The 20,717-nt window shown below is 52.1% G+C and carries 12 protein-coding genes and 2 pseudogenes; 2 read left to right on the top strand and 12 right to left on the bottom strand.

The features are described 5' to 3' along the window. Position 1: 1 nt before the first annotated feature. The 4 genes and pseudogenes from NG346_RS01920 to NG346_RS01905 form a co-directional block, all read right to left on the bottom strand. Positions 2 to 3,232, bottom strand: coding sequence for a SusC/RagA family TonB-linked outer membrane protein (locus NG346_RS01920; protein ID WP_262279102.1), 3,231 nt, complete (start codon positions 3,230 to 3,232; stop codon positions 2 to 4). A 136-nt stretch (positions 3,233 to 3,368) separates the two neighbouring features. Then, positions 3,369 to 4,463 (bottom strand): annotated as a pseudogene (locus tag NG346_RS01915) (pectinesterase family protein); the annotation flags it as partial. Positions 4,464 to 4,556: 93 nt separating this feature from the next. Then, positions 4,557 to 7,205, bottom strand: a pseudogene (locus NG346_RS01910) (glycoside hydrolase family 88 protein); the annotation flags it as partial. A 244-nt stretch (positions 7,206 to 7,449) separates the two neighbouring features. Next, on the bottom strand, positions 7,450 to 9,582 hold the full coding sequence (locus NG346_RS01905) for a M3 family metallopeptidase (protein WP_262279101.1): 2,133 nt from the start codon (positions 9,580 to 9,582) through the stop codon (positions 7,450 to 7,452). Between the two features lie 291 nt (positions 9,583 to 9,873). Here NG346_RS01905 and eno point away from each other — a divergent pair, with 291 nt between their 5' ends. After that, positions 9,874 to 11,181, top strand: coding sequence for a phosphopyruvate hydratase (eno, locus tag NG346_RS01900; protein WP_262279100.1), 1,308 nt, complete (start codon positions 9,874 to 9,876; stop codon positions 11,179 to 11,181). Between the two features lie 207 nt (positions 11,182 to 11,388). Here eno and NG346_RS01895 read toward each other — a convergent pair whose 3' ends face one another. The 7 genes from NG346_RS01895 to NG346_RS01865 all read right to left on the bottom strand — a co-directional run bounded on the left by NG346_RS01895 (position 11,389) and on the right by NG346_RS01865 (position 18,350). Then, positions 11,389 to 11,958, bottom strand: a complete 570-nt coding sequence (locus NG346_RS01895; protein ID WP_262279099.1) for a UpxY family transcription antiterminator — start codon at positions 11,956 to 11,958, stop codon at positions 11,389 to 11,391. Between the two features lie 25 nt (positions 11,959 to 11,983). Then, positions 11,984 to 13,570 carry a peptide chain release factor 3 gene (locus NG346_RS01890; protein ID WP_262279098.1) on the bottom strand — a complete coding sequence of 529 codons (1,587 nt, stop codon included), beginning with the start codon at positions 13,568 to 13,570 and terminating at the stop codon, positions 11,984 to 11,986. A gap of 7 nt (positions 13,571 to 13,577) precedes the next feature. After that, positions 13,578 to 14,465: a dTDP-4-dehydrorhamnose reductase gene (gene rfbD, locus NG346_RS01885; RefSeq protein ID WP_262279097.1), complete on the bottom strand. Its 888-nt coding sequence runs from the start codon at positions 14,463 to 14,465 to the stop codon at positions 13,578 to 13,580. 14 nt (positions 14,466 to 14,479) lie between these two features. Beyond that, positions 14,480 to 15,031, bottom strand: a complete 552-nt coding sequence (locus tag NG346_RS01880; RefSeq protein ID WP_262279096.1) for a DUF4924 family protein — start codon at positions 15,029 to 15,031, stop codon at positions 14,480 to 14,482. A 102-nt stretch (positions 15,032 to 15,133) separates the two neighbouring features. Continuing rightward, entirely contained in the window at positions 15,134 to 15,802 is a 669-nt protein-coding gene (locus NG346_RS01875) for a LysE family translocator (RefSeq protein WP_396266678.1), read from the bottom strand. Between the two features lie 98 nt (positions 15,803 to 15,900). Continuing rightward, positions 15,901 to 17,622: a chloride channel protein gene (locus NG346_RS01870; RefSeq protein ID WP_262279125.1), complete on the bottom strand. Its 1,722-nt coding sequence runs from the start codon at positions 17,620 to 17,622 to the stop codon at positions 15,901 to 15,903. Positions 17,623 to 17,780: 158 nt separating this feature from the next. After that, positions 17,781 to 18,350, bottom strand: a complete 570-nt coding sequence (locus tag NG346_RS01865; RefSeq protein WP_262279095.1) for an L-threonylcarbamoyladenylate synthase — start codon at positions 18,348 to 18,350, stop codon at positions 17,781 to 17,783. A gap of 220 nt (positions 18,351 to 18,570) precedes the next feature. Between NG346_RS01865 and NG346_RS01860 the strand changes: the two genes are divergently transcribed. Continuing rightward, complete coding sequence (locus NG346_RS01860; protein WP_262279094.1) at positions 18,571 to 19,548, top strand: ROK family protein; 978 nt, start codon at positions 18,571 to 18,573, stop codon at positions 19,546 to 19,548. A gap of 131 nt (positions 19,549 to 19,679) precedes the next feature. Here the strand turns inward: NG346_RS01860 and fmt are convergent, their stop codons facing one another. Then, positions 19,680 to 20,660, bottom strand: coding sequence for a methionyl-tRNA formyltransferase (fmt, locus tag NG346_RS01855; protein WP_262279093.1), 981 nt, complete (start codon positions 20,658 to 20,660; stop codon positions 19,680 to 19,682). Positions 20,661 to 20,717: the final 57 nt, after the last annotated feature.

The following is a 20,717-nucleotide window of genomic DNA, read 5'->3' as shown; positions in this document are numbered from 1 at the left end:
ATTAGAAGTTAAGGTTCAGGCCGAAGACAAAGCTGCGGCTCTTGGGGTAAGCGGAATAGTCGACACTCGGGGTGAGGGTGGTCTTCTTCATCGTGTCGTTTTCGGGGTCGAAGCCACTGTAGCCGGTGATGCAGAACACGTTGTAGGCTGTGGCGTAGAAGCGCAGACTGTTGATGCCCAGCTTGTTGGTGACAAACTTAGGCAGCGTGTAGCCCAGCGTGAGCGTGTTGAGACGCAGGAAACTTGCATCCTCGATAGCCCAGTCGGTGAGCACCATCTTGCTCATGTAGGGGCTCCACATGGTGGTGTTTTGGTTGAGCTCGGTGAGTCGTGCCGGGTCGTTGGTGATCAGACCGGTCTCAGGGTCGAGGTTGGTCCATCGCTTTCCGCTCTCCATGATGTCGCAGAGGTTGCGGTAGATATACTTGCCGGAGGTGGTGTACTCAATCTTGTTGGCGTTGTACTCTTGATTGCCGATCTCGAAGCTGAACTGAGCGCTGAGGTCGAATCCGTAGGCACGGGCGTTGATGCCGAAGCCGCCGTAGGCATCGGGAGCCACGTCGCCGATGATGTCATAGTCCTTGGCTGTGACCTTATGGTCGCCGTCGAGGTCTTTGAGTTTCATGCTGCCCGGACGTACCTTGCCGACAACGGCACTGGCATCGTCGACGCCCTCTTTGAGCGTCCACGTGTCTGTGGCAGCGTCGTAGCCCGAGAAGTCGCTGACCTCGTAGCGTCCGGCATTGCGGTAGCCACGGATCTGGCCGACACGTCCGCCGACGGCGATGACATATTCCTTGTCGATCTCAGAGGAAGCCCAGCGGCTCTCCTGATAGAAGTTCTCCATGCCGAGCGACTTGATCTTGGTCTTGTTCAGTCCGATGTTGCCGTTGATGTCGAGTCCATAGTTGTGTTTGTTGATGGCATGCCAGGTGAAGGTAGCCTCGAAGCCGCGGTTCTGAGTCTTGCCGAGATTGCGATACTGATAGTCGTAACCGGTACCAGCCACAGGGAAGGCGATGAGCAGATCCTTGGTGGTGTTGCGGTAGTATTCAAACGTACCGTTGAGTTTTCCGCCGAAGAGCGTCCAGTCGAGTCCGATGTTGCGGGTGATGGTTGTCTCCCACTTCAGGTCAGGGTTGGCCATATAGTTGGAGGGTCGCAGCGGGTTGTTGAAGCCGTTGACCCAGGTACGCTGGCTGGAGCTGGCATCATAGGCACTGTACTCCTGAATGAGCTGTCCCGAGGGGATGTTGTTGTTGCCGGCGGTACCGTAGCTGAAACGCAGTTTCAAGTCGTCGAGCCACTTCTTTGTGCCTTTCATAAACGGCTCGGAAGTGATACGCCAGGCCAGGGCAGCGGAGGGGAAGTAGCCCCAGCGGTTGTCCTTGCTGAACTTTGAGGAAGCATCAGCACGGAAGGTGAAGCTCACCAGGTACTTGTCCATAAAGCCATAGTTGGCACGGGTGAAGAACGAGAGCAGCTTGTCGTCGGGATCGTAGTAGTCGCTTGTGGCGGCTGCGGTGCCTGTGCCGGAGAGTCTCCATGCCGTGTTGGCATCGTAGTCGACGGGGAAGCCTACGACCTGGTTGAGGTTTTCATGCTCCTTGGTGATGATATACTCGTGTCCGACGAGCCATGTCAGATTATGATTCTTGTTGTTGATGAGATCCTTGAAATCATAGTTGAGCGTGTTGGTATTGCGGAAACGGTGCCGGTCAGTGTTGTCGAGGGTGATGATAGGATGTCCCGTATACTCTTGAGAGGCATAGTTTCGCACCTGGTAGGAGGTCAGACCGAAGAAGCGCTGGTCGTACTGTGTATAGTAGTCATAGCCGAACTCGGTCTTTGCCGTAAGGTTCTTGATGAATTCCCAACCGAACGATCCGCTGAGGTTGAGGTTTTTGCGGTTTTTCTTGCGGTCGTTGTCGGCAGCAGAGGTGACGGGATCATAGAGGTTCATATCGTCGTCGTCGAACGAGGCGTTCTCTGTTGCGAGGCCCTTCAGGGGGATTGGCGGATAGATGACGGCGTCTTTGAGTCGCTTATCTGTGTCGTAAGAGCCAGTAGCATCATTGGCACCACCACCACGGATGTCGGTGTTGCTGAAACGAGCCTGGAAGTCAAGCGTGGTGCGCTTGGTGGGCTTGGAGTTGAGTTTGAGCGAGAAGTTGTCACGCTTGAAGTTCGAGCCGACCATGATGGCCTTGTCGTTCATGTGGGCATAGCTGAAGGCATACTTGATGGATTCCGATCCTCCCGTGATGTTGAGGCTTTGGTTGAAGGTGTGGCCCACGCGTCCGTAGGCGATGTCCTGCCAGTCGTTGCCTTGTACGTTGTCGTAGAGGTCGAGATCCTGATAGTTGCCGAAGAGCGAGGTGAAAGACGAGATCTTCGACGGGTCATTGTTGTTTTTCAGCAGTGCGAGCTCATATTGCCACCGTGCGTAGTCGCCGGGCTGGAGTACGTCCACCTTCTTTGCGATTTTCTTCCAGCTGTAGTAGGCGTTGTAGCTCACGCTGACCTTTCCCTGCTTTCCTTTCTTTGTGGTGACGAGGATGACGCCGTTGGCACCACGGCTACCATAGATAGCGGTGGAGGAGGCATCCTTCAGCACGGTGATGTCCTCGATGTCGGTAGCGGGGATGTTGCTGATGTCGTCCACGGGGAAGCCGTCGACGATGAACAGCGGGTCGTTGCTCTGCGTGATGGAGCCACCGCCGCGCACGCGGATCTTCACCGTGGCATCGGGTGAACCTTCGGAAGTAGACACCTGTACACCGGCAAGCTTACCGGTCAGGGCTTCTTCGGCACTGGCCACAGGCACCTCGACGAGCGACTTGTTGTCAACCGTAGCGACGGAGCCGGTGAGGTCTTTACGCTTCACCGAGCCATAGCCGATGACCACCACGTCGTTGAGGTTGTTGGCGTCGTCTTCCATCTTTATGGAGAGCGAAGAGCGGTTGCCGACAGTCACGGTCTGGGTTTTCATACCCACGTAACTGATCTTAAGCGTCTTCTTTCCACCTTTCATATCAATAGAGAACTTTCCGTCAAGGTCGGTGACGGTACCGTTGCCGGGCAAGCCAACTTCCTGCACAGTGGCGCCAATGATGGGTTCTCCCGACTTATCGGTGATCGTACCCTTGACGATTTGTGCATTGATGTCAGCGGCACAAACGAGCAGACCGGTGAGAAGCGCGGCCCGCATTTTGTTAAGATTGTTAGCCATACGATTGCTTTTAGTTATTGTTTTTCTTTGTAATTATCGGTTTCTGTAGTGTAGGCGACGATTCAAAATTACGGAAAATTTTGTTATCAGTGTCCTTTTCTTTTGATTTTATTCACCTTTGGGACGATTTTCCCCCTCAAAAAGTACTATTTTCTCCATGCGCGACGGCTTCGGGACCAAAACCGCCCATGCCGTTCGCTGCACGTACGGTCCACTTGCCTGTGGCGGAAGTGGCGGAAAACGACGTGGAGGTGGTGATCGTTAGCAGTACATTGTTGTGGAAGACAGCGTAGGCAGTGGCCTGCGGAGTAGCCTTCCAACAGAGTTTGCTGTTTGAGAATTGCAGTCCAGTCACGGTAAGATCTTCTGTCAGCGCTTTGGGATTCCATTTTGGGAACATGCGCTCATAGCTGAAATTGGCGGCCTGAGTGTCGCTCAGAATAGTGGAGTGGGGGCCATCGTAGGAGTTGATGCTGTGGCTGGTGGGAGACAGGACTGTGCCGTCGGTGCTCTGAGTGAGGTATTCACCAAGGATATAAGGGTTGGTAGCATTCATGCCCTTCTCGACCCAACGCTCGGGAAGAAGCGTGGCGGCAGCATGAGTGTCGAGAGTTGTATGGAGAAAGACGCTGATGGGCTGATTGCGCCATGTGCGTCCGTAGCACCAAGAGCCCTTGCCTTGAGACAAGTCGACGATGCGGCAATGGTCGAAGACATAGCCGAAAGAAGTCGTAGTAGACGGTGCGGTGATGATGCGGCGGCCGGTGCCGTCGGCATTGCGGGGCTCCAGGCTCAACGTGGTGTTATCGAAGCGGATGTCTCCGCCGCCACAGATGAAGTCTACGGTACCGTGGATGTCGCAGTCGCGGAAATAGGCTTTCATCGCCGTGTTGCTGCTGTAGTAGGTGTCCTGGTGTGAGAGCATCCTCACCTTATTATATATAGTATGGTTGCCGGCATCCTGCATGACAGCTGCGCGTCCGGCACGGCCTGCCTCGTAATAGGCGAGGGCATTGTTGAGCGTGAGGTCCTGGAGATAGAGACCGGAGCGGTTGTTGAGAAACATGTCGGCCAGTCCCAGTCCTTCCTGCTCTGTTCGGGGGCGGGTGACGAGGATGGTAGAGTCCATGCTCTGACCGATGATCGAGAGGCTGTCGGCGGGAAAGGTCTGCTCGGTCATGTTGCCGAAGTCATAAACGCCATTGGGCAGAAATATTTTTATGCGTTGGCACTTGCTTTCAGTATCGGCGATTGTGTGGAAGATATCGAGCACCGACTGAGCGTCGCCGGGTTTGGCAATGTAGTATCCGGCCGTCTTCTGAGACTCATGCAGTGCCTCCATCTCAAGGCTGGCCCAGATAAACGGGCCGACACCCTTGGCGTCGTTGTCGCGGATGGGCTCGCTGATGTAATAGTCGAAACTGCCGTCGCGTTTGTAGTTGGGCTTTTTCACGAGAGGGCCGGGACCGGGGCCCAGTCCGCTGACGGCGCAGCAACGTGTGAGAGAGATCGTCTTGTCGTCGTTGACACGGATGAAGTTGCGCAGGATGCCCTCGTAAGCTTTGATGCCGGCTGAGAGGTAGTTGACCGACCGACCGTCCACGTTGGCACTCTTGGGAAGGTTGCCGGTGCGCACGCCTTTCAGCAGTACGTAGGCAAACATGCAGGAGGCGGTGGACTCAAGATAGTTGCGGGGGTCGTTGACATCCATGACGTCGTACCATACGCCGCTCTTTCCGTCCTGATGTTGCACCACGGCGGTCATCACCTTTTGGAGCAGTTGCCGCAACTCAGCACGGCGGGCATAGTTTTCGGGCAACACGTCGAGCACCTCGGTGATGGCCATGGCATACCATCCCAACGCCCTTGCCCAGGTGTGCTGACTCTGTCCTGTGGTTTTGTCGGCCCAAAACACGCTGTGTGTCTCGTCCCAGGCGTGTTTCCAAAGCCCGGAGGCGACATCGAAGGTACGCCGGTCGGTGGTCGTGATCTGCTTCACGGCATCGTCGTAGACTTTGCGGGCCTGACGCGGCGAGAGGTGATTCTTGGCATAGAGACAGCGGAAGGGAAGTCCCATAAAGATGCCGTCGAGCCATACCTGACGGGCATAGATGGCCTTGTGCCAATACACGCCGTCGGTAGTGCGTGGCTGTTTGTTCAGCTGATCAAAGAATACTTGCAAGGCCTGGTCCCGGCCTTGGCGTGCAGCGTTAGTGGCTGTCGTGCTTGGCTTTTCCTTGTCGAGCTGCTGCATTCGCTCCACGAGTTTGGCAGGCCGCACATTGTCGAGGTTATAGTCTTTTTGGCTGTAGCCGGTGACCTTACCGTCATCAGCAATCATGTGCCTCAGATAGGCTTCGAGATATTTCCGGATGGTGTCACCGCCATGACGGAGATAGGTGTCGAGCATGCCTTCGAGCTCAATGCCTACAGCATAGTTCCATTTGGGCTTCTTGGCGAAGTCGAGCAGCCAGGGCTGTGGGTTGCGCTGCATCTCGGAGTAGGTCATCCACTCGGCATAGGAGGAGTAAGGATTGGCAGTGTCGTTTTGTACGAGATTGCCGTTGATGTATAGGTTGTCATAGACCATGTTGCTGGTCTGACCGGTGACGGAGACAGGTTTCTTCTTCACACCGTTGAAACGGCAGTTGCGTACGGTGATGTCCTGCACATTGACGGTGGTGTCGAGTCCGATGACAAGGATGCCGTAGTCGCTCCTGTCGCAGGTCACGTTTTCCATCGTCACGTTGCGCACTAAAGGATTGAAGCCTCGGTAGCAAGCCTCACGGGGCTCGTAGTCGAGGTTGATCTTCAGCACAGCCTCACTGCACTGTCCGACCTTGATGTTGCGCATGTTGATGTTCTCGATGACACCGCCTCGGCAGTTGTTGGTCTTGATGCGCAGCACGCGCTCGAGATTGGGCGAGTCCATCATGCAGTCCTCGGCGAAGACATTCTGACAGCCTCCGGAAATCTCAGATCCGATGACCACGGCCCCATGTCCGTCCTCCATCTTGCAGTTGCGGATAATGATGTTTCGGGATGGTCTTTGCCAAAGACGGCCGTCGTTGTTGCGCCCGCTCTTGATGGCGATGCAGTCGTCGCCGGTGTGGAACGAGCAGTTTTTGATGATGACGTTCTCGCAGGCTTCGGGATCGCAGCCGTCGCCGTTGGGCCCTTCGTTCCATATCTTCACATTGTCGACGGTGATGCTTTTTGACAGCAGAGGATGGATGACCCAGAAAGGGGAGTTGATCAGTCGCACGCCCTTGATGAGCACGCGCTCGCACTGCATGACGTTGATGAGCTGTGGGCGCAGGCCCTGACCGCGTCCGAAACGTCGTTTGTCAGGATCCACGCCGTCTTCAGCCATCTTCTGCAGGCGGTCGCGGGAGCCTAGATTCTGTGCTTCTTTGGTTATGCCGGCCTTGTAGCCATAGTGCTTTTTGCCGCACATAGCCCACCACGTGGCGTTGCTGCCTCCTCCGTCTATGGTACCTTCACCTGTGATGGCGATGTCGGTGGCCTGGTAGGCATAGATACATGGACTGTAGTTCCAACACTCCAGTCCCTCCCAGCTCGTCTTGACGAGGGGATAGAGTTTGGTGTCGAAGACAAAACTGAGCGTGGCATTCTTGCTGACGACGAGGTTGACGTGGCTCAACAGACGCAGGGCACCGGTGTGCCACGTGCCTGCGGGGATAACGACACGTCCGCCGCCGCTCTTCGCCATCTCAGCGATGGCGCGGTTGATGGCTTTTTGATTTTTTGCTGCGCTGGCCTTCGGGCTGGCACCATAACGGGTGACGAGCACTTCACGGTCGGGCTGCTGGGGCAGGACGGTGGCACTCTCGATGCGCTTCACAGCCTCGTAGTCCCAGGCTGAGGCCTGCTCAGACCAAAGAGCTAAGAGCAGGAAGCTGAGTAGCAACTTCACCGTCGTCTGTAATGAATTCAGGAGTCTTTGCGTCATTTATATTTGTTGGATTGATTAGTATTGGCTTTTAGTTGACTGGTTCAAAATTAAGAAAATAATTTCATTCCCTTTCGTTACTGCCACACCTTTTTAGGCTCATTGGAAGAATCTACCCCCATTTACATACGATTTTACACGATGACAGCCGGGTGATAGCTGATAGATTGTTTCGGAAAAAAAGAAGCCATTGCTCACTCCTTCGGTGAGCAATGGCTTGATGGCATGGATACCGATCAAATAATTACAGTCCTCTCATCTTCAACAAAGCTTGGGCGTCGGGCTGCTGCAGTCCTGTGAAGTTTGAGAAAGCCTTCATCAGGTCCACGGTGTAACCGCGGCTGAGGATCTTGTCGCGGAACTCGTCGCCGGTGGTGCGCTTGAGAGCACCCTTCTGCTTGAATGTCATGGCAATGTTGTCTGCCAGGACTTCGGTCCACAGATAGCTGTAGTAACCGGCAGCGTAGCCACCACCCCAGACATGATTGAAATAAGACGTGAAGTAGCGGGGAGGGATCTGAGTGTCGAGGAGTCCCACCTTCTTCAGTGATTCTTGCTCAAAGGTAGTAGCCTGGGCTGCCGTGGGGATGGCACTCGACGGCAGCATGGCCCATGCCATATCGGCACATGTGGCTGCTAAGTTCTCTCCCAAGGCATAGCATGGCTGGAAGTTGATCGACTCCATCATCTTTTCTTTCAGTGTTTCGGGCATATGCTCGCCTCGGCTGTTGATGGCATAGTGGTTGAAGATCTCGGGGATCGAGGCAAAGCTCTCATTGAACTGTGATGGCATCTCCACGAAATCGCGGGGTACGGCCGTGCCGCTGAGCGTGTTGTACTGGCAGTTGGAGAGAATGCCGTGCAGGGCATGACCGAACTCATGGAACATGGTGGTTACCTCATCCCACGTCAGATAAGAAGGCTGTCCTTCGGGTGCTTGAGCAAAGTTGCACACATTATATATAATAGGTAACTGATTCCACGCTTTGCTCTGCTTGGCAAAGGAGCTCATCCAGGCACCGCCACGCTTGGTGGGACGGCGGAAGTAGTCGCTGTAGAACAGGGCGATGGGCTTGCCTGTGCTGTCGGAGACCTCAAAGACCTTCATGTCGGCATGATAGGTGGGAAGGTCTTTACGCTCCTTGAAGTTTAAGCCGTAGACACGGTGGGCGGCGTAAAAGACACCGTTGACCTGCACGCTGTCGATATTGAAATAAGGTTTCACCTCGTCCTCAGACAGGTTGAGTTGTGCCTTCTTCATCTTGGCAGAATAGTAGAACCGGTCGTAGGGCTGGAGCTGGAAGTCCGGCCCCATGGTCTGACGGGCGTACGCCTCGATGGCGGCTGTCTCTTTATCGGCATTGGGGCGGTAAGCTTTGATGAGGTTGTTCAGGAAGGTATAGACGTTTTCCGGAGTTTTGGCCATCGTCTTCTCCAGTGAGTAAGCTGCATAGTTGTGATAGCCCATGATCTCGCCTTTTTCGGCTCTGAGCTTTGCCATCTCCACGACGATGGGCAGTGTGTTGTATTTTCCTGTGCCGTCGCTGCGATGGACGGAAGCCTCATAGACGCGTCGTCTCAGATCGCGGTTGTCGAGGTTGGTGAGGATGGGTTGCTGCGTCGTGTTGATGATGACGATGGCATAAGGAGCTTTGGCGCCACGGCTCTGTGCGTCTTTCTCGCATTGGGCGATGTCAGCGTCGCTGAGGCCGGCGAGTTCCTCTTTGCTGTTGACCCAGACGACAGCGTTGTTGGTAGCCTCTTGCAATTGTGTGCCCCATTGCTGTTGCAGGTCGGAGATGCGCTTGTTGATCTGCTCGACGCGGGCTTTCTTCTCTTTTGAGAGAAGTGCTCCGTTGCGGACAAAGCCTTTATAGATCTCTTCTAAGAGCCGACGGTCCTCACCCTTGAGCTTGGAGAACTCATGGTCGTAGACATATTTCACCCGGCGGAAGAGTTTCTCGTTGAACGAGATGTCATTGTCCAGTTGGGTAAGCTGAGGCATGATGGCTTTCTCTGTCGCTGCAATCTCGGGTGTCTTGTCAGCCTCGTCGACACAGAAGAAGATGCTGGAGACGCGGTCTAAAAGCTTACCACTGTTCTCGTATGCAAGTATCGTGTTGCGGAATGTCGGTGTCTGTTTGCTGTCAGCGATGGCATTGATGGCTTTGCGTTGCTGCGCAATGGCGGCCTCCAAAGCAGGCAGATAGTCGCTGGCCTTGATGCGGTTGAAGTCCGGAGCACCATAGGACAGTGTGCTGGGAATGAGCAGCGGATTGGTTGTCGTGGCTGTGGCGGACGGCGTTTGCGCCATGGACAGCATGACAGATGACGACAATCCTACTGTCAGAAGTGTTTTCTTAATTTTTGTGTTCATAGTCGACTCATTATATATAGTATGTTTCTCTGTATGACAACGATGGTAACATTTGTGGCAGGCGGTGTGGCGTGCCTTGGGTCAAAGTTACTAAATAATTTCCAAATCGTTTGATAAAATGCAAGAAAGATTAAAACATGGGTCTTTTTTCTTTTTCTTGGCATATCGTTTGCAATAAAAGATAGTGAAAGCTCAGAAGAAGAGGAGAAGAGATCTCATCATTTTTGAGTATTGCAAGGATGTGTGGAAAGCATTACCTTTGCATTCGGAACAACTTTAAACAACAAGATTATGGTAATCGAAAAAGTACATGCAAGAGAAATTTTGGATTCGCGTGGCAATCCGACAGTGGAAGTAGAGGTCACTCTTGATAATGGTGTGATGGGACGTGCCAGCGTACCTTCAGGTGCATCTACCGGTGAGAACGAGGCTTTGGAGCTTCGTGACGGTGACAAGAAGCGCTTTGGCGGCAAAGGTGTCTTGAAGGCTGTGGCCAATGTCAACGACGTGATCGCTCCTGCGTTGAAGGGCGACAATGTGCTTGACCAGCGTGCTATTGACTATAAGATGCTGGCTTTGGATGGCACGCCGACAAAGAGCAAACTTGGTGCTAATGCTATCTTAGGCGTTTCACTGGCTGTGGCTCACACAGCTGCCAAGGCATTGGGACTGCCCCTGTATCGCTATATCGGTGGCTGCAACACCTACGTGATGCCTGTGCCAATGATGAACATCATCAATGGTGGCGCTCACTCCGACGCTCCAATCGCTTTCCAGGAGTTCATGATTCGCCCTGTTGGTGCTGCTTCGGAGAAAGAGGCTATCCGCATGGGCAGTGAGGTCTTCCATCAGTTGCAGAAGAACCTGAAGAAGCGCGGACTGTCCACAGCTGTAGGCGACGAGGGTGGCTTCGCTCCAAAACTCGACGGTATCGAGGACGCATTGCAGAGCATTGTCGACGCTGTGAAGGATGCCGGTTATGAGCCGGGCAAGGATGTGACTATCGCCATGGACTGCGCTGCCAGTGAGTTTGCTACCCAGCGTGATGGGAAGTGGTATTACAACTATAAGCAACTGAGCAACGGTATGCCTAAGGATCCTAATGGCAAGGAACTCAACGATGAGCAGCAGATCGCTTATCTGGAAGAGCTTGTCAACAAGTATCCTATCGACTCTATCGAGGATGGCCTCGACGAGAATGACTGGGAAGGCTGGGTGAAACTGACCAACGCCCTGGGCAAGAAGGTGCAACTCGTCGGTGATGATCTCTTCGTCACCAATACGAAGTTCCTGGAGAAGGGTATCACGATGGGAGCAGGCAATGCTATCCTTATCAAGGTCAACCAGATCGGCTCACTCACCGAGACTTTGGAGGCCATCGAGATGGCTCATCGTCATGGCTACAACACCGTGACAAGTCACCGTAGCGGTGAGACGGAGGATACTACGATCGCTGACATCGCTGTGGCTACCAACTCTGGACAGATCAAGACAGGCAGCATGAGCCGTACGGACCGTATGGCTAAGTACAACCAGCTGATCCGTATCGAGGAAGAGCTTGGTGACCGTGCTGTATATGGCTACAAGAAGCTGAAGTAAAAATCATATTCGCACATAGTAAAAGCCGGGCATCCGCGTCGTGGGATGTCCGGCTCTTTGTTATATGTAATAGCATTAACTGTGTTCTACAACGAATATATGTTCCTTGGGCTACGCATATATCTTACTTTGCCCATGAAGATACCTTACTTTGTACATGAAGGTATCTTACTTTGAGCATGAACATATATGCAAGCGTCGGCTCACTTATGTCTTATTGTTTAATGGTTGGCAACACCAGCGAGTGACCTTGAGCATGACAGCAATTCCCGGCACGTCTTTCAGAAGATAGTATTTCTTGTTGATGCGAATGAGTTTGCCTGTCAGTCCCTTCAAAGGTCCGTGGGTGACGAGAACTGTCGTTCCTGTCTTGAGCTTAGCACTTTCTTCTGCGATATACTTCTTTTCTGCGAGTTTAGGGTCGCACATCAGCTGAAACTCATGCATCTCCTTTGCGGGAATCTCTGCCATCTCTTTAGAGTCGCGTCCTTTCTTGATGACACTTAGTTTGTAGGGCATGGCGATGAGCATCTTCTGGAATTCCGATTCTTCCATTGCCTTTCTGACAAAGATCAGGTTGTGCACTACTGGTCTCAGTTCGTGATGGAGTTTGTTGTCTCTATCAATGACATCGACGGTTTCCATCGGAATGAATGTCGTGAAGCCTTTTCGCTTGAGTTCGTCATTTATCGCTTGCTGCTTCAGGGAGAATAATCTTAAGGCGTACCAAGGGCTGGTCTCGTCCTCGGTATACATTATGTTGTTCTCTGTTTGCATGGTGCTAAGCGTTGTTGTAAGCCAATTAGAATTCGGAGGTGAAGTGGAACTTGATGTGCGGGAAGTCTTGCTGGGCCATGCTCAATATATAAGAAGAGTCGGCAAGGAAGACGTCGCGGCCCTCAGTGTCTTTGGCCATGTACTGATATTTGCGCTTCTTGAAGTTGTCAAGCTCGGCAGGATCATCAGCCTCAATCCAGCAGGCTTTGTAGAGATGCAACGGCTCCCAGCGGCACTTGGCGTTGTACTCATGCTCCAAACGGTATTGGATGACCTCGAACTGCAACTGACCCACAGTGCCGATGATACGTCGGTTGTTGAACTGGTTGACAAAGAGCTGGGCCACACCTTCGTCCATGAGTTGCGTGATGCCCTTGACAAACTGCTTGGACTTCATAGGATCGTCGTTCTCAATATACTTAAAGAGCTCCGGTGAGAATGAAGGCAGACCACGGAAATGCAGTTGCTCGCCCTCAGTGAGCGTGTCGCCAATCTTGAAGATGCCATTGTCTGGCAGTCCCACGATGTCGCCCGGCCATGCCTCATCGACTGTGCTCTTGCGCTGTGCCATGAACTGTGTTGGAGAGGAGAAACGTACGGTTTTGCCCAAACGCACATGCAGATAGGGCTGATTGCGTACAAACTTGCCTGAGCAGACTTTGCAGAAAGCGATACAGGAGCGGTGGTTGGGATCGATGTTGGCTGTGATCTTAAAGATGAAACCAGTGAACTTCGGCTCTGACGGCTCCACCATGCGCTCCTCAGCCTTGGTGGGACGTGGGCTCGGGGCGATCTCTACGAAGCAGTTGAGCAGCTCTTGCACACCGAAGTTGTTCAGCGCGGAACCGAAGAAGACAGGTGCGGTCTCAGCCTTGCGATAGTCTTCTGCGTCGAATTCAGGGTAGACACCGTCGATCAGTTCCAGGTCGTTGCGCAGTTGCTCGGCCTCTTGGCTACCCACGTGCTGGTCGAGATCTTGGGAGTTGATGTCCACGGCGACTTTCTCGGTGACGCGCTGCTTGTTGGGCTTGAACAGGTTGAGCTGCTGCTCATAGATGTTGTAGACGCCTTTGAACTTAGCTCCCTGACCGATAGGCCACGACAGCGGACGCACGTGGATGTGGAGTTCTTCCTCCAACTCGTCGAGCAGATCGAAAGGATCACGGCCTTCGCGGTCCATCTTATTGATGAAGATGATCACCGGCGTGTTGCGCATACGGCATACCTCCATCAGTTTGCGAGTCTGAGCCTCCACACCTTTTGCAGAGTCTACGACGATGATGGCGGAGTCGACGGCGGTAAGCGTGCGGTAAGTGTCTTCCGCAAAGTCCTGGTGACCCGGCGTATCCAGAATGTTGACCTTATAGGGTTCGCCCTCCTGACCTTCGGGCAGATAGTCGAACTCCATGACAGATGTAGACACAGAGATACCACGCTGCTTCTCAATATCCATCCAGTCGGAGGTGGCAGTCTTGCGTATCTTGTTGTTCTTAACGGCACCGGCTACTTGTATCTGACCACCGAAGAGCAGGAACTTCTCGGTGAGTGTAGTCTTACCGGCATCAGGGTGAGAGATGATGGCGAATGTGCGCCGACGTTGTATTTCGTTCATATAATGATTACTTCTTGATTTCGTTCATATTAGCCATACACTTTTTCAGCGAGTCAAGCCAGTAAGGAATGGCTGTGTGGAAGGTTGTTTTGATCTTTGTCTTGTCAAGAACGCTGTAGGCAGGGCGCTTGACGGGTGAGGGGAACTCATCGCTGTGGCATGGCTGAATGTCGCAGTCGTTGTGCCCGGCCAGTGCAGCGATAGCCTTGGTGAAGTCATACCAAGAAGTGACTCCCTCGTTGCTGAAGTGATAGATGCCGCTATTGCCTTTGTACTTACGGTTCTCTACGATGTCGAAGATGGTGTTAGCCAAGTCTCCGGCATAGGTTGGTGTGCCGCATTGGTCGAAGACCACCTTCAGCTGAGGGTGAGTAGCCGTGAGGTTGAGCATTGTTTTTACGAAGTTGTGACCGAACTCTGAGTAGAGCCAGGCGGTGCGCAGAATGATGTAGTCGACGCCGGTAGCCTGAATCTTTTGCTCGCCATGCAGCTTGGTAAGGCCATAGACGCCTGTTGGCGTTCCCTTCTGATCCTCGCGGCATGGTGTGTTGTAAGGGTCGCCGCCGAAGACATAGTCGGTGGAGATATGCACGAGCAGACCTTCTACTTCCTTCATCACTTTGGCGAGATTCTCAGGAGCTGTAGCGTTGAGCGTTTCCACGATTTCGCCTGCTGTCTCTGCCTTGTCGACATTTGTCCATGCTGCACAGTTGATGATGCATTTCACATCATTGTCCTTCACCATCTGGCGGATGGCATCAATGTTGGTGATGTCGAGGTGAGTATAGCCGTCACAGACATCTGTGAAGATATATTTATCCTTTGAGCTTGCTTTGCTGACGATCTGCATCTCGTTGCCGAGCTGCCCATTAGCGCCTGTTACCAGAATATTCATATTGTGTTTATCTTTTATTCTTGTTCTCCGAAGTCGATGCCTTCAGTTCTGTCTTTGATGTAATAGTCGGAAAGCATCCCAATGAATGTAGAAATCTCTTTGATGGCATGGTCGGTCTCGGGTGAGACTTCTTTTTGTTGCAGTCTGAGCATCATTACGCCATAGAGCGCATCAAGACAAGTCTCTATCTCATTGACATTTTTGTCGCCTTTCTGCCGCAGTTCCACGATGAACGGCAATACCTTGTAGTATTCCGCATTATAGAACGGGAACTTGTTGGAGTCGAGCAGTTGGCAATGCAAGTCAAAGAGGTCACCGATGATCACCTGGTTGATTTGAAGATGCCCTTTCTCGCGGCAACCTTCTTCGTTCATCATGCGTATGAGATTGCCAAACCAGTCGGCTTCTTCGTCCTTTTGCTCGGGGGTATAATCAAATTTGTCGATATATTCCTTTCTAATGCGCGACAGAGAGCAACCGTATGCTCTGATCAGGTCTTCCATCTGCCACATATAGAGCAGATATTCTGCAATGGATTTTTCCTTTATTTTCTTTGCGATATACATGCTTGAAAGATTTTGTTGATGAAAGATGTCTGTTGAGGGATTCTGAAATACTGTTTATAGTCGTATTCTCCGATATTGGTGTTCGTCATGTCGTTGTCGCAGCTAATAATGTATGGTGTAGAGATTGAACACCGTGCCGATGAGCATGGCAAAGGAAAAGACGATGACGAGACCGCCGATGATGCGGTTGATGATCTGAATGCCATTCATGTCGAATTTAGCACGCACCTTATCTACCAGCCATGTCAAGCCGTACCACCACAGCAGAGCACCGGAGATGAGACTCATATAGCCAAGCGTCATTTCCACAGGGTGGTGCGGGACAACAAAGGCAAACTGAGCATAGCAGGCAATGAACAGAAAGATGATCAGTGGATTAGAGAAGGTCACGAGAAAGGCGGTGAGGGCATTGTGCCATAATGTACCTTTGCTCTGACTGCTCTTATGCATATTTTTCCGTGGATCACTTCTGAAACAATAGATGCCAAACAGCAGCAGGACGATACTACCCGAGAGTTGCAGGATGAACTTGTTGGTAGGGTTGGTGATGAAATCCATGACAAAGCTCATACCCAAACCTGTGATGAGTGCATAGATAATGTCGCTCACGGCTGCTCCAATGCCTGTAACGAACCCATACCAACGCCCTTTGTTGAGTGTGCGTTGGATGCAGAGTATGCCCACCGGCCCCATAGGTGCTGAGGCGATGATTCCGATGAGTAGTCCCTTCAGGATGAGCTCTAACAGATCAATATGTAAAAACGGCATCATATAGCTTGCAAAGTTACGAATTTTATCCGATATAACATCATCTATTAGGTTATTTCGTCTTTTTCTTCGTGCAATCAGTGTGCTTTATTGTCCTACCGTTATTCAGCAGAGAAGTCAGCCACCAGTTGTCGGTAAGCTCTCAACATGCGTGTGCGCAGGATGTAGCCTTGCAGACAGTTATTGATGTCAACGACGGGAAGGGCATCTGCGTTGGTGGCGTCGAACTTATGCATGACATCCTCCATAGGCTCATTGCGATAGAGAATAGCGGGTACAGGAGTCATCAGCTGCGCTACGCGGAACTTCTGATAGAGCTCCGGTCGGAAAACGATATGGCGAATCTTGTTGATGTCGATCTCTCCCATCAACCGGCCGGCAGTGTCTACTACGGGCAAGAAATCATAGTCGGTGCTGGAAAGAACGTTGACGAGCTTGCCCAACAGCATGTCGGGTTGCACGGTGACATAGTCTTTCTCTATGAGTGAGTCCATACTCATCAGCGTGAGTACGCTCTTGTCGGTGTGGTGGGTGACGAGCTTTCCTTCACGAGCCAATCGCATGGCGTAGATGGAATGAGGCTCAAAGATGCTGATAAACATCACGCTGACTACAGATACGATCAGCAAGGGAACGAAGAGTTGGTAGCCACCGGTGATCTCGGCGATCAGGAAGATGCCGGTCAGCGGAGCGTGCATGACACCGGCCATGACGCCTGCCATGCCGAGCAACGTGTAGTTGCTTTCGGGAAGATAAACGCCAATCTGCTGCATGTTCCAAAGCCGGGCAAAGAGAAAGCCTGCGAAGCCACCTACAAACAGAGACGGCGCGAAGGTACCACCGCAACCGCCTGCCCCATTGGTAGAAGACGTGGCGATGACCTTTGTGAGCATGACGAGGCCGATATAAAGAGGCAGCAGCTCGTTGTGACCATAGAACAAAGAGCCGTTCATCACTTGGCTCCAGTCTGTGACAGTTTTCCCGGTAATGAATGTCCCCAGTGTCGTGTAACCTTCACCATAGAGCGATGGGAAGAAGAAGATCAGTGTGCTCAGGGTGATACCTCCTACGAAGAGTTTTCGGTAGGGATGCTGTTTCATCTTGGCAAACTGTCCTTCACAGAAATTCATGGCACGCATGAAATAGAGGCTCATCACACCGCATACCAGTCCGAGCAATATGCTTGCCGGTACCCGTTCTACGCTGAAGGGCGATTGAAGCGTAAAGTTGAAGAGGGTAGAGGTGCCAGTGAAGACATAGGAAAAGATGTCGGCAGTGATGCTGGCAATCAGAATAGGGATCAGCGAAGCCATCGACATGTCAATCATCAGCACTTCCAGTGTGAAGACAAGACCGGCGATAGGAGCTTTGAAGATGCCGGAGATAGCAGCCGCAGCACCGCAGCCTACCAGTAGCATCAGCGTGCGCTTGTCCATGTGGAAGAGCTGTCCAAGATTGGAACCGATGGCCGATCCCGTCAAGACGATAGGAGCCTCGGCACCCACAGATCCACCAAAGCCGATGGTAATGGCGGAGGCTACCACCGACGACCAGCAGTTGTGACGCTTCAGACATGAGCGCTTGGTCGAGATGGCATAGAGAACACGGGTGATACCGTGTGAGATATTGTCACGAACGACGTATTTTATAAATAAGGAGGTGAGCCAGATACCAATAACTGGAAAGACAAGATAAAGCCAGTTGACGGCATTGGTCAGGAAATCCTCGGTGAGCAGACGCTCTATCAGGTGGATGAGCTGATGCAGAACGTATGCTGCCACAGCGGAGAATATGCCGATGAAGAACGCCAGTATGCTGGTCATCTGTCGCTCTGTCAGGTTGTGGTTTTTCCACTCGAGGATTTGATTGAAAGTCACTTTCTTCTTACTTTATAGAACTTATACCTTATTATACAATATGTGTAGCCATATATTCATTTGTGTTTTTACAGACGTGAATATATCAGCAGTATTTTGCGAAGTTATTTTCTGATGATGGTCACTTCTCCCTGCGGCCCAAGTTTGATGATGGAACTGGGTGTGTGTGGCTTATGCTCTTGGCGGCGTGAGAAGCAGACATAGTCAACAGCGTCAAGAAGTTCGGGCGCGATGTCGGCAAAGTTTTGTGCAGCGGGCTGCCCGCTGATGTTGGCGCTGGTGCTGACGAGTGCTTTCTGGAACCGATAGCACAGTTCGTGCGAGAAAGGCTCTTTGGTGATGCGCAGCGCGATGCTGCCGTCTTCTGCGATAAGGTTCGGTGCCAGGTTGACGGCACCGTCGAGGATAATCGTTGTGGGCTTGACAACAGCATCGAGCAAATCCCACGCTACTGCAGGCACGTTGCGCACATAGCGTTGCAGGCGGGCATCAGAGTCTACGAGGCAGATGAGAGCCTTGGAATCGTCGCGATGCTTGATTTGGTAGACGCGTGCTACTGCGTCGGCATTCGTAGCATCACAGCCGATGCCCCAAACCGTGTCAGTGGGGTAGAGGATGACGCCTCCCCTGCGAAGCACTTCCACGGCGTTTTTGATATCTTCTTCTTGTGTCATTTTATAGTTGTTCGTTTTCCAAGCAAAGATAACAATTCTTTTTGTCCTATGCAAATGTTTTTAGAAAAATATATGTCTCAATCGTTTGTCAAGTGTGTGTCTGTGATGGTAAAAAGACTCTTTTTTGTGCGGTATCAGTTAAAATTCATCTCAAAGTAGTAGAGTTTTCAAATGTTTTATTATCTTTGCAACAGAAACACAATCGATAAAACCAAAAGCAATGAATGAGCAAGAATTATTGAAGCCTTACGTCATTGGACTGGATCTCGGTGGTACCAACTCTGTGTTTGGTATCGTGGACAGCCGTGGTGACATCAAGGCAACTACAGCTATTAAGACTCAGGGTTACGATAAGGTGAAGGACTATGTGAAGGCTTCCGTAGAGGCACTTCATATAATCATTGATCAGGTGGGCGGCATTGACAAAATCAAGGCAATGGGTATCGGCGCACCTAACGGTAACTACTACAAGGGCACGATAGAATTTGCGCCAAACTTGGCTTGGGGCCATAATGGTATCGTGCCATTGGCAGATATGTTCTCCAAGGAGCTGGGTATTCCCGTGGCTCTGACCAATGATGCCAACGCAGCCGCTATCGGTGAGATGACTTACGGTGTGGCAAGAGGTATGAAGAACTTCATCGACATCACGCTGGGTACAGGTGTAGGCTCCGGTATTGTCATTGATGGCAAGGTGGTCTATGGTTGCGATGGCTTTGCCGGTGAGTTGGGTCATGTCATCATGCGTCGTGAGAACGGACGTCTCTGTGGCTGTGGCCGCCATGGTTGTTTGGAAGCATACTGCTCAGCAACGGGTGTGGCACGTACGGCACGTGAGTTCCTTGACACAACAGACACACCATCTCTGCTGCGTGATCTGAATCCGAAAGACATCACCTCTCTTGATGTGAGCATTGCAGCCGGCAAGGGCGATAAGTTGGCCAAGAAAATCTATGACTTTACGGGTGAGATGCTTGGTGAGGCTTGTGCAGACTTTGCAGCTTTCTCTTCTCCAGAGGCCTTCATCTTCTTTGGTGGTCTGACTAAGGCTGGTGATTTGTTGATGGATCCTATCAAGAAGAGCTACGACGAGCATGTACTGCCTATCTTCAAGGGCAAGGCAAAGTTCCTTGTCAGCGGATTGGATGGCAGCTCAGCTGCTGTGCTCGGTGCTTCCGCTGTGGGCTGGGACATCTAAGCAAGGCTTGACAGAAAACAGAGAGCCGCTCCATACGGGGCGGCTCTTTTTGTCTATTGGGCACTGCGGGCGGCGTCGAATTATAATTCGACGAACAGAACGTACCGGAAAGGCGGCTGTGCAGTGCATAATCAGATGCAGGTCAGTTCAGAATGGATACCGTTGAGGAAAGCGGTGGCGGGCATACGCTTCTTACCGGCTGGTTGCAATTCCTCTATCGACAGCCATTCGTCGGAGCAAGCGACGAGCAGCTGGTTCTTGCGCACGCTGACGGTACCGGGCTTCTCTGTGCAGGCGATGCCGGTCTTGGATGTTTTGAAGATCTTGTAAGTGTTGGCTTTGCCTGTTTCTCCGTTTGCCGGTTGCATGGTAGTCCAGGCGCAAGGGTAGGGGGACAAGCCTCTGACAAAGTCATAGACCTGCTTTGCTTTTTTCGTCCAGTCGATCTTGCAGGTATCTTTGAAGATCTTCGGGGCCTGATGCAGTTCACAGTCGGTTGCTGTCAGCTGGTTTTGATCGGTGGAGTCAACGTGTCCGTCACCATCGAGTACGAGGTTGATCGTCTCTTCCGCGATGTCCGCGCCTAAATGCATCAGTCCGTCGTAGACGTATTCCACGTCGGCGTCGTCAGGGATAGGGAATTTCTTTTGCAGGATAATGCGTCCCGTGTCGATGTCCTTGTCAAGGAAAAAGGTCGTCACGCCCGTCATCGTCTCGCCATTGATGATGGCCCAGTTGATAGGCGCGGCGCCACGATACTGCGGAAGTAAGGCAGCGTGAACATTGAAAGTGCCGAAGCGTGGCATGGACCAGACTACCTCCGGCAACATGCGGAAAGCTACGACCACTTGCAGATCGGCATGATAAGCAGCCAACTGCTCGACAAAGGCGGGATCTTTCATTTTTACAGGCTGCAAGACCGGGATGCCCTGCTCTGTTGCATAGCGTTTGACCTCAGAGGGCTGAAGGTGATCTTGGTGCCGTCCGACGGGCTTGTCGGGTTGCGTGACCACAGCCACGATATTGTATCCATCCTCTACTAAGCGGCGGAGCGTGCCAACGGCAAACTCCGGTGTGCCCATGAATATGATTTTCAGATCTTTTTTGTTCATCGTCATTGCTATTTTTTCTCTTTGCAAAGGTAGCGAGTTTTTACGAGAAACTGAAAT

Origin of the sequence: Hallella absiana (genome assembly GCF_025457485.1) — a bacterium.
GTDB classification, from domain to species: domain Bacteria; phylum Bacteroidota; class Bacteroidia; order Bacteroidales; family Bacteroidaceae; genus Prevotella; species Prevotella absiana.
Note: the sequence above shows the minus strand (reverse complement) of the source record. Positions and strands in the feature narration are given on the sequence as shown.

Excerpts from the sequence above, each read along its gene's own strand:
- fmt (WP_262279093.1), bottom strand. The coding sequence starts at position 20,660 with ATGAACAAAAAAGATCTGAAAATCATATTCATGGGCACACCGGAGTTT.
- NG346_RS01870 (WP_262279125.1), bottom strand. The coding sequence starts at position 17,622 with ATGACCAGCATACTGGCGTTCTTCATCGGCATATTCTCCGCTGTGGCA.
- eno (WP_262279100.1), top strand. The coding sequence starts at position 9,874 with ATGGTAATCGAAAAAGTACATGCAAGAGAAATTTTGGATTCGCGTGGC.
- NG346_RS01880 (WP_262279096.1), bottom strand. The coding sequence starts at position 15,031 with ATGTATATCGCAAAGAAAATAAAGGAAAAATCCATTGCAGAATATCTG.
- rfbD (WP_262279097.1), bottom strand. The coding sequence starts at position 14,465 with ATGAATATTCTGGTAACAGGCGCTAATGGGCAGCTCGGCAACGAGATG.
- NG346_RS01860 (WP_262279094.1), top strand. The coding sequence starts at position 18,571 with ATGAATGAGCAAGAATTATTGAAGCCTTACGTCATTGGACTGGATCTC.
- NG346_RS01875 (WP_396266678.1), bottom strand. The coding sequence starts at position 15,802 with ATGATGCCGTTTTTACATATTGATCTGTTAGAGCTCATCCTGAAGGGA.
- NG346_RS01920 (WP_262279102.1), bottom strand. The coding sequence starts at position 3,232 with ATGGCTAACAATCTTAACAAAATGCGGGCCGCGCTTCTCACCGGTCTG.
- NG346_RS01865 (WP_262279095.1), bottom strand. The coding sequence starts at position 18,350 with ATGACACAAGAAGAAGATATCAAAAACGCCGTGGAAGTGCTTCGCAGG.
- NG346_RS01895 (WP_262279099.1), bottom strand. The coding sequence starts at position 11,958 with ATGCAAACAGAGAACAACATAATGTATACCGAGGACGAGACCAGCCCT.
- NG346_RS01890 (WP_262279098.1), bottom strand. The coding sequence starts at position 13,570 with ATGAACGAAATACAACGTCGGCGCACATTCGCCATCATCTCTCACCCT.
- NG346_RS01905 (WP_262279101.1), bottom strand. The coding sequence starts at position 9,582 with ATGAACACAAAAATTAAGAAAACACTTCTGACAGTAGGATTGTCGTCA.